The sequence below is a fragment of the Pectinatus frisingensis genome (assembly GCF_015732285.1).
Lineage (GTDB): Bacteria > Bacillota > Negativicutes > Selenomonadales > Selenomonadaceae > Pectinatus > Pectinatus frisingensis.
The window spans coordinates 1-369 of the sequence record NZ_WIQU01000010.1 but is presented as its reverse complement, the minus strand read 5'-3'; the positions used below and the strand labels follow the sequence as shown (position 1 = coordinate 369).

General features: G+C 50.7%; 1 protein-coding gene. It reads right to left on the bottom strand.

Annotation, left to right across the window (positions count from 1 at the left end):
• The coding region (locus I6751_RS01010; protein ID WP_196598938.1) for an autotransporter outer membrane beta-barrel domain-containing protein at positions 1-369 on the bottom strand (369 nt) is incomplete at both ends.

The following is a 369-nucleotide window of genomic DNA, read 5'->3' as shown; positions in this document are numbered from 1 at the left end:
TGCCCAGCGACACATCATACCAGGTATCTCTCCCAGCCAGCGGAGTTATCTTCTGTGAAGCAAGTGCTATCTCATTTAAGCTGGGATTATCACTATTCTGCATGGCATACATAGTAGTGTTGCTGCCACTGTTAAATTCATGGTTGGTCGCCAATTTCAGATAGGCTTCGCCGCTGTGGCTGCCCTGTCCGTATTTTCTGCCCAGGGTTACCCCGGCATGACCGGTCAGTATGCCGCTTTGATCCTGTGCATACTTAAGTCCATTAGACAAACGGAAATCATAGGCCCGTGTGACGCCATAAGACAGCCCGACCTGCGGTTCCAAAAACCAGCCGTTTTTCCTTGTGATATAGCGGCCATAGCGGGCAC